Origin of the sequence: Mesorhizobium sp. M4A.F.Ca.ET.090.04.2.1, from assembly GCF_003999085.1 — a bacterium.
Taxonomy (GTDB): Bacteria; Pseudomonadota; Alphaproteobacteria; order Rhizobiales; family Rhizobiaceae; genus Mesorhizobium.
In genome coordinates this window covers 1-8538 of record NZ_RZOT01000246.1, presented here as the reverse complement: position 1 = coordinate 8538, position 8538 = coordinate 1, and the positions used below count along the sequence as shown (strand labels likewise).

Genomic DNA, 8538 nt, shown 5'->3' with positions numbered 1-8538 from the left:
ATGATAGGCCAGCCGGTCGGCCTTCTTGCTGGCGGTGATCGAGGCGAGGCTGAGCCAGGGAGCCCAGTTGCCGGGGCCAAGCGCGTATTTCTCTCGGCGGCGGATGGCGTCCCATTTCGCCGTCCGCGTCAGCAGCTCACGCGTCAGCGGCGGCCTCTTCTCGTCGCCGACGAGCTGGTAGAGGAAATAGAAAAGGTTGAGCGCGCCGGCGGCGAAGCTTGGCCGTGTCTCGTCGGGCAGTGAGGCGATCCGCTCCTCCAGCGCAACGATGAATTGGGCCGCGCGGGCGACCGTGTCGAACGAAACGTTCTCGCCGATGGCGCGCAGGTCCTGCGTCGCCTGCGCCAGGCCCTCGCCCTCGAGATTCTCGGCCACGATCCTGAGATGCGTGCGGCGCATCTCCTCGCAATGCCGGCTGGTCACGCTGCCCGGATGGATGCGGTAGACAAGCAGGTTCTCCGGCATCATCGCCGCCGGGTAGCGGGCGGCGAGGCGCCGGAAGAGGTCGAAATCCTCGGCATGCCTGTATTGCGGATCGTAGTGCAGGCTGTCGTCGCCGATGACCTGGCGATTGTAGACCACGGTGGGGTGCATGAAGATGGTGAAGAACTGCGACAGGATCGGGATGCGGCCGACCTTGAACACCGGATCGAGCGAGCCGCTCTTGATGCGGCCGTGCTGCAGCATGTCTATGCCGGCGCCGCAGAAGCCGAGCTCCGGCCGTTCGGCAAACAGTGCCACCTGGCGCGACAGGCGCCACGGATAGGCGAAGTCGTCGGCGTCCATACGGGCGACCAGTTCGCCCCGGGCGAGCTGCAGCCCTTCATTCAGCGTGGCGACGAGGCCGCGGTTTTCGCGCGAGACGAGCCTGACGCGGCTGTCGGCCTTGCGGTGGCGCTCGAGGATTTCCAGCGAGTTGTCGCTCGACCCGTCATCGATCGCGATCACCTCGAGGCGATCGTAGTCCTGGCGCAGGATCGAGCCGATCGCGGCGGCGATATAGGGCCCGGCATTGTAGACGGGCAAAAGCACGGAAACGAGCGGCGCGGCGGTCATCGGCGTGCCTCCGTGCGCGACAGGTCGAGCCCTGCCGCGCGATGATCGGGCGACACGCCGGGAAAGGTCAACCGGCCAGTGTCGCCCGCGCTGCGCGGGTGAGCGCGGCGCGCGACGTAGGGAAAGTGACGCTTGAAGCCGTTGAGCGGTTTTTCGAAAACCGTCCAGGAAACTGCGGCGACAATGATGGTGGCCGCGCCCGCGACCAGGAAACGGCCCGGCCCCTGTTCGGAGACGTTGAGCGGAATCCACGGCTGCGCCTTGACGGCATAGGCCAGCAGGATCGGGTGGTAGAGATAGATGCCGTAGCTGATGCGGCCAAGGGCAAGCGCGGGTGGCAATTCCGCGAGCTTGCCGATGAAGCCGCCGACGCCTCGCGAGAAGGCCGTGACCAGAACCACCAGTGGCACCAGCGGCAGCACCTGCAGCAGCAGCCAGTGCGCCCATTCCAGCATCGGGTTTGCCGGCGCCGGGACGAACCACTGGATCGCCAGGAACAGGGTTGCGAAAACCGGCCAGCCGAGCTGCATCCAGCGCGGCAGGTCAGCGCCCCTGGCGCGGCGCGCCGCAAGCAGCGCGCCGCAGGCCAGCGCGTCCATCGAGGCTGGCGGCAGCAGATCGCGGGCAAGTGTCGGCACGGCGGTCACCGGCCAGTAGAAGCGGTAGGCGAGCGACAACAAGATCACGCCAGTGACGATCGCCTCGATGCGCCGGCGCGGCGCCAGAAGCACGATCAGCGGCCAGGCGAGATAGAATTGCTCCTCGATGCTGAGGCTCCAGAAATGGCAGAGCAGCCAGGGCGTCCACTCGTTGCGCAGCGCGTACCAGAAATTGGAGAGATAGAGCGCGTGCCAGATAAGCGAGCCCCGGGAATGTTCGAGGTCGGTCAGCCAGACCAGGCCCAGCACCGCGAAATAGGGCGGGAAGATCCTGAGCATGCGCCGGATGTAGAAGGCCCGCAGCGCCGGCCCCGCCTCGTACGCGGCGGCGTCGCGCGCGTCGATGAGCAGCCGCGTGATCAGGAAGCCGGACAGCACGAAGAACAGCCTGACGCCGAGATGGCCGACAAAAGAAGCCCCGCCGGGCGCCAGGAAGTGGGCATAGAGCACCATCGTCACCGCGACGGCGCGCAGCGCATCGAGCTGTATGTCGCGGGCGTTTGCCATCAGCCGCGTCCGCCGGCGTCTTCCGCTGAGGCTGGATTGATATCGATGCCGGTCAGCAGAAGGCCCAAACTGCTCATCTCCTCCACGGCATATTCGCAATAGCTAACGAATGTAGCATGGAATGCTGCGCCGCAACACAAAATGTTTACCGTCTTGAAATAAAATCGTGATCGCGGCGCCGACAAAAGGCGCAAATTCGCCCAGTTTTCGCCATTTTTGCCAATTGCGCCCCAGTGCGTCGGGGTGTCGTGCAAGAAATCCGACGCTTGTTCTGTTGGTCTAAAAGTATTCATCAGGTTGTGTTCTGGGTAAGAGGCGCGCAACTTTCGCGAGTGCTTGTTTGATATTTGATGAAAATCTCCGGATGATTGACCTTGGGCGAATGACTCAGGGCAGTGCGACATTGTGCGGTGCAGCAAGATATGGTGGGAGATGGCGGGATAGGCCTGGGTTTCCACGCATTCCCGACCTTCGGCCGAGCCGCCTCTTCGCCGAGCTCGCCCAGACATGCAAAGCGAGCCGAAGTTACGAGCATCCCGCCGATCGAGCTATAACATATGTTGTCGCGCGGACCGGAGGCGTGGCGACGGTCGCCTCCTTCAGCACGCCATTCGCAATGAGACAGTATTTGGCGGCGCGGTCATGGATCCGCGCGGCGCTCCCGAGCGAGCATGAGCGCAAGGATTGAGCCGGCGCAGGTCGCGACCAGGATCGAGACCCAGGTGACGCCTCGCGATTGTGGCTCGGTTTCGGCGGCCGTGACGGCCTTGTTCGCGGCAGCGTCCTGCGCCACGACGGGACCCATGTCCGGCCTCGACCCGCGGCGGATTGAATAGGCGCGCGTCAACTCGGCGCCGAAGAGGAAGATCTGCGAAGAATAATAGACCCACAGCAGCGTGACGATCAGGCCGCCGGCGGCGCCGTAGGATGAGGCGATCGTGCTGGCGCCCAGATACCAGCCGATCGCAGATTTACCGACGGTGAAAAGCGCCGCCGTCACCAGCGCGCCAAGGCCGACATCGCGCCACGCCAGCGACCGATCCGGCAAAAGCTTGTAGATGGCGGCGAACAGCACCGCCGTCAGAACGAACGACAGGATCGTGTTCAGCACGCTGGCTATCGCCTCGCCAAACGGCAGATACGCATTCAGCGTCGCAGCCAACGCCGAGATCGCCGCGCTGGCGATCAAGGAGACCAGCAAAAGAAAGCCCAACGCGGCCACCAGCCCGAGGCTTGCGGCGCGTGCCCGCACGATTCTCGACAGGGACGTGTCGGTTGGCTCGACTTTCCAGATGGTGTTGAGCGCGAGCTGCATCTCGCCGAAAACCCCGGATGCGGTGGCGAGCAGCGTGACCAGTCCGACTATGGCGGCCCATGTTCCGCTTGTCTGGTTCGACGCCGACTCCAGCGTGGCGCGGAATAGCTCCGCGCTCTGCGCGCCCATCAGTCCGGAGATCTGCGCCGACAGTGCAAGTTCCGCCGCCTGGTGCCCGACCACGATCCCGGAGATTGCCACCACGATCAGCAGGATGGGCGCCAGCGAGGTTGCGGCATAGAAGGCGAGAGCTGCCCCCCGGCTCAAGGCATTGTCGTTGACGAAGCCGGTGGCGCTCTCTTTCAACAAGGCCCAGATCATCGCCATCAACGCCTCGATGTCCCGCGTACCGGCCACCGCTCCCGCCACGTCGTCAAGGCAGCCAGCTCCCGGTCTTCGCCTTGCGCGCGGCGGCGCGGTTCTGACCAGCGGCCGCCCTTGTCTTGGCGTCCTTGGAATGTCTTGGCGTCCTTGGAATGCGCGGCGATCGCCGGGCCGGCACCGGTCGCATTGCGCATTTCGCCGCTCTTCCCGGCCGGCGGCTGCTTTCCGATCAGGCCAGGAAAAGTATTTCCGAAAAGGCCCATGGCAGATCTCCTTGGCACGCCGGCCTGAGCGTTAATCTGCCGCCTTTCGTTTTGTTCCCGAGGCAACCGAACCGCCATTGGGGCATTGAAGGCAACAATGGGAGACGCGCCATGGACCGGCCGCTTTACTTTCTTGCGGAGTTCTTTTCGAAGCCGCCGGGGTTCTATGTCATGTTGGCCGCCGCGCTTTTATGCGCGCTCGTGGCGAGTTCGACGGTCGGGACCTACATCCTGTCGATTTCCGCCATTGCCTTGACGGGAGTGGTGCTGATCCAGAACTATCGCGACACCTCGGCCATACAGGCCAAGCTCAACGAAATCATCGTGGCGCTGGATGCCGCGAGAAACGACGTTGTCGGTCTTGAGCACGGCTCGCGGGAAGAGATCACCGCCGAGCTCGAAAGCATCGAGAAAAGGGCAGGCCGCACCGCCAAAAGCAGGTCGGGCACAGCCTAGCGGCGCGTGCACGGCCATGCCTGAAAGCCGCCGGTCTTTCGCCAGCGCGGCGGGCGTCCGGAGAAATTGCTGCTGGCCGTCATAGTTCTCGTCACCTTCCGTCGCGCGCAGGCCGATTTGCGCGCTTGCCCATCAGCCAACGGCGGAGCCAGAACATGCCACCGGGCAACATGCTCGGCTGCCCCATTGCCCTCATGGCTTCCAGCCACTTGTCGAACGCGATTCCGCGATTCTGCCGGTTCGCGGCCGGCCGTGGGGTGCCTGCTCCCAAGGGCGGCGTCGCCAGCACGAAATGGCGGCGCCGGTTTTGCCGTCTCTGTCCCGGAATCCGCCTTGCGAGGCCTTGTGCAAGGACTACATCTTGAGGTTGAACTAAGACCTAAGTCTGATATCAGACAAGCAAAAAGTCCGAAGAGGCAAGACAAGGGTCGTGGGCCACTTTCGCGAAGCCCCGCGATTTGTGAAATGCTTTCTCATCGACAATGCCGTTGGGGTTTTCGGCTAGCTGTCGCGCCGGTTGACCGGCAAGGGGAGAGTGGGATGCGCGTACCGCGCATGGGCCAACTGGGCTGGCTTGTCTTGCGCGTTTTCGCCGCGCTGGCGCTGATTTTTGCACCCTTTCACCTCTCGGTCGATGGTGTCGCCACCAACAAGGCCTATGCCGGCAAGGGCGGCGGCGGGAACGGAAACGGCGGCGGCAATGGTGGCGGGAACGGAAACGGCGGCGGTAATAGCGGCGGCGGGAACGGAAACAGCGGCGGCAATAGCGGGAACGGAAACAGCGGCAACAGCAACGCCGGCGGCAACGGCAAGGGAAACAGTAAAGGCAAGGCCGGCGATGCTTCTGTCGATCATGTAAACGCCGTAACCGGCGACAAGGTCGAAATCGACGGCAAGAACATCAGGGTCACGCACCCTAACGGTATGAAGGAAGAAATCGAAAACGGCCGCTTCAGGATGGAGGACGCGCTTGGGCGCACCATCGTCGAAAGAGCGGCAACCGCGGCCGATGTGGCGCGACTGAATAGTTTTTGAATGGTTTGTGAGAGCGAGGTTCTATCTGGAGTGATCTTTTCGGGACCGAAGGTCAGCGCTGCAAAATCAGGTTGCCACCTTTTGCTTCGTCTCTTCGGTTCTTGATCATCGGTTGACAGGACTTCCGTGCTCACCTTGCCCCCGCCTACTGGCGGGGGTATTTTTTTGGGGTCCGCCTTGCATTTCTGCCGGGCGACCCTTGGCGCATCGCGGTTCGTTGGCGCGGTCCTGTGTTTTTCACGCGCTATAGTTCTAGAGAATTGCGCCCCGCTTTCCAAGAGACTTGGTTAACGCGCCGTCAACCGGCCCCGGTTTGCGGTTGCCGCTGTCGCGCCTGGCGGCATTGCGCCGACCGTGCGACATAGGTCCGGCATAGGCGGCAAAAAAGGTCTGAACCGGCAAGGCATGGGTCGTGGGCCGCTTTCGTGCGCGTGCGCTTGCATGGATTCTTTGCTTCTCAATCGTGCCGGCCGCGGTCTGTCAGACCGCGCAGAAGACCGGCGGGGAGAGAAGGGTGCCAAAACTGTCCTTGAACCGGCTGAGCCGACTTGCCCTGTTGATCTCGACGGCGCTGGCGCTGACGATCGCGCCTTGCCACGTCAAGCTCTACGGCGCCGCCACGATCGTTCCCGCCTTGGCTTATGCCGACGGCGGGAATGGCAATGGCGGCAATGGCGGCGGCGGCAACGGGAACGGCGGCGGCGGCAATGGCAACAGTGGGGGCAATTCAAGCTCCGGCGGCAGCAACAGCAACAACAGCGGTAACAATTCAGGCAACAATAACGGAAACCGCGGCAACAGCGCCAATCATAACAGCCACGTCAACGCGGCGACCGGAGACAAGGTCGAGATCAATGGCAGCACTATCAAGGTCATCCATCCCGACGGAATGAAGGAAGAGATCCAGAACGGCCGCTTCGAGATGGAGGATGCCTTTGGCCGAACCATCATCGAGCGCAAGGCGACGCCTGAGGATCTGGCGCGCCTCTTGGCCTTGTGAGGGCAGGGAACTACCCCCTCTCTGTGCCTCACCCACCCCCGCCCTCAGGACGGGGGTGATTTTTTGAGGCAGTAGGGCAGTCGGAGCCGTGTGCTCCATGGCCTTTACAATTTCCTGTTCCCTACTGCCTTATTCCCCTACTGCCCTCTTTCCTTCGCCTCGTGCATCAGCAGCGCCGCCTCCGTGCGATTGCGCACGTTGAGCTTGGCCAGCACCCTGGTCATGTGATGCTTGACCGTCTTCTCCTGCAGCGAAAGCCTGGCGGCGACCTCCTTGTTGCTGAGGCCCTCCGCCACCAGCCGCAGGATCTCGGCCTCGCGGCCGGTGAGCTGGCTGAGCGGATCGGGCTTGCGACTCGCCGGCTGCAAGAGGTCCGACAGCAGTCTCGCCGACAGCGTTGGCGAGACATAGCTCTGGCCGGCGGCGACGTCGCTGAGGATCTCGGCCAGCGTCTTGGAGCCGACGCCCTTCAGCACATAGCCGCGCACGCCGGTGTTGAGCGCCTGGGCGACGTCGGCATTGGTCTCCGACACGGTCAGCATGACGATCTTCTGGCCGGGGTGGCCGGACAGGATGGTGGCCGCGGCGTTGAGCCCCCCACCAGGCATGCTGATGTCGAGCAGAAGGACATCGGGCGCAACCGTCTGGACCAGCCTTTCGGCGTCCTCGGCGCTGGCGCCTTCGCCAACAACGGCGAAGCCGCCGATTTCGCCCAGGCTGCGCGCGACACCCTCGCGAAACAGGGGATGGTCGTCGACAATGGCGATGCGGATGGTTCCGGTCACGGCTGCTCCTCGACAGACAATGTAATCACCAATCGCGTGCCTTGCGGCCCGGACAGCGTCTCGAACTGCCCGCCGATACTCTCGATTCGTTCCCGCAAGCCCGCAAGCCCGAGCCCTTCGCTCTTGCCCGGATCGAAGCCGGGTCCGCCGTCCATCACTTCGACCATCAGCCTGCCGCCTTTCATGCTGGCCCGCACCGCCTGATCCTTGCCCTTTCCGTGCCGCCAGGCATTGTTCAGCCCTTCCTGGACGAAACGGTAGATGCTGATCTTCTCGGAAGTGCCGAGTTCAGGCAAGCGGGCAGGAAGTGTCAGCGCCACCCTGCTGCTTGTGCGGCGTTCGTGTTCCTTCACCGCAAGCCGCAATATGTCGGGTACGGCCTGTGTTTCGATCTGCGGCAGCACCAGGCCGTTGCAGATGCCGCGGATCTCGCGCATCGCCTCGCCGAGAGTCTTGTGGATGCCCGAAATCTCGGCCTCGCGCAACTCGCTCGAGGCGGCGGGATCAAGCAGGATCGGGCTGTCCATCCTCAGCGCGGCGAGCGCGACAAGCTGCGCCGGCCCGTCATGCAGGTCGGCGCCGATGCGCCTGAGATAGCGTTCGTTGATGGCGGTGGCGCGGCGCGAGGCGCGCTGCACGCGCTGACGCAGCGACGAGTTCTGCGACAGCGCCGTCTGCAATTCCGCGATCTTGGCCTCGAGCGCGGCGCGTTGCGTCTCGATGGTGCGGCTGCCGCGAAAGACGATGCCGGACAACAGCGTCAGCGCCGCCGCCGTGGCGCCCGCCACCACCAGCCAGCTCGACCAAAGTGCTGCCCGCAGCGTCGCCTGGAATTCGTCGGCAACCTCGTAGAATTCCGACACGGCGACGACTTCGCCCGACCAGGGCTCGCGCACCGGATTGTAGATCTCGAACAGCGGCTGCGCGAAAGTCTTGTTGCCCCTGTTTTCGACATCGTCTGAGACGTCGTTGTACTCGGCCACGACATTGCCCGCGAAAGCGGCGATGAGGTGTGGGTTCGGCTCGAACGTCTTGCCGATCAGCGTCGGGTCCTTGGCGTAGAGGATGGTGCCGTCGCGCCGCCACAGCTTGAACGAGACAAGCCGGTTGCCGAGCGCGCCCTGGCCAAGCGTTTCGT

The 8538-nt window shown here is 63.8% G+C and carries 9 protein-coding genes; 3 read left to right on the top strand and 6 right to left on the bottom strand.

Features of this window, described 5'->3' with window-relative positions; translation table 11 throughout:
* The 4 genes from EN781_RS18120 to EN781_RS18105 form a co-directional block, all read right to left on the bottom strand.
* Positions 1–1056: glycosyltransferase (locus tag EN781_RS18120; protein WP_127400201.1), on the bottom strand; the 1056-nt coding region annotated here is incomplete at its 3' end.
* Positions 1053–2222, bottom strand: coding sequence for an acyltransferase (locus tag EN781_RS18115; RefSeq protein WP_126055414.1), 1170 nt, complete (start codon positions 2220–2222; stop codon positions 1053–1055). The genes EN781_RS18120 and EN781_RS18115, both read right to left, overlap by 4 nt.
* A complete protein-coding gene (locus EN781_RS18110) occupies positions 2222–2680 on the bottom strand; it encodes a hypothetical protein (RefSeq protein ID WP_126055413.1) in 459 nt (152 codons plus the stop codon). Before EN781_RS18110 ends, EN781_RS18115 begins: the two co-directional genes overlap by 1 nt.
* Positions 2681–2862: 182 nt before the next feature.
* A complete protein-coding gene (locus EN781_RS18105) occupies positions 2863–3864 on the bottom strand; it encodes a YihY/virulence factor BrkB family protein (protein WP_127400202.1) in 1002 nt (333 codons plus the stop codon).
* 149 nt (positions 3865–4013) lie between these two features.
* On the opposite strand from EN781_RS18105, the gene EN781_RS35980 reads away from it, so the two are divergent.
* From EN781_RS35980 to EN781_RS18085, 3 genes are all read left to right on the top strand, one after another.
* Positions 4014–4580, top strand: coding sequence for a low affinity iron permease family protein (locus EN781_RS35980; RefSeq protein ID WP_348627250.1), 567 nt, complete (start codon positions 4014–4016; stop codon positions 4578–4580).
* Between the two features lie 540 nt (positions 4581–5120).
* A complete protein-coding gene (locus EN781_RS34405) occupies positions 5121–5615 on the top strand; it encodes a hypothetical protein (RefSeq protein ID WP_126055411.1) in 495 nt (164 codons plus the stop codon).
* A 463-nt stretch (positions 5616–6078) separates the two neighbouring features.
* Entirely contained in the window at positions 6079–6615 is a 537-nt protein-coding gene (locus tag EN781_RS18085; protein WP_245492608.1) for a hypothetical protein, read from the top strand.
* Positions 6616–6752: 137 nt separating this feature from the next.
* Here the strand turns inward: EN781_RS18085 and EN781_RS18080 are convergent, their stop codons facing one another.
* On the bottom strand, positions 6753–7400 hold the full coding sequence (locus EN781_RS18080) for a response regulator transcription factor (RefSeq protein ID WP_126055410.1): 648 nt from the start codon (positions 7398–7400) through the stop codon (positions 6753–6755).
* The coding region (locus tag EN781_RS18075) for a sensor histidine kinase (protein WP_145965542.1) at positions 7397–8538 on the bottom strand (1142 nt) is incomplete at its 5' end. The genes EN781_RS18080 and EN781_RS18075, both read right to left, overlap by 4 nt.

Coding starts and splice junctions, on each gene's coding strand:
- EN781_RS34405 (WP_126055411.1), top strand. CDS start 5,121: ATGCGCGTACCGCGCATGGGCCAACTGGGCTGGCTTGTCTTGCGCGTT.
- EN781_RS18105 (WP_127400202.1), bottom strand. CDS start 3,864: ATGGCGATGATCTGGGCCTTGTTGAAAGAGAGCGCCACCGGCTTCGTC.
- EN781_RS35980 (WP_348627250.1), top strand. CDS start 4,014: ATGCGCGGCGATCGCCGGGCCGGCACCGGTCGCATTGCGCATTTCGCC.
- EN781_RS18115 (WP_126055414.1), bottom strand. CDS start 2,222: ATGGCAAACGCCCGCGACATACAGCTCGATGCGCTGCGCGCCGTCGCG.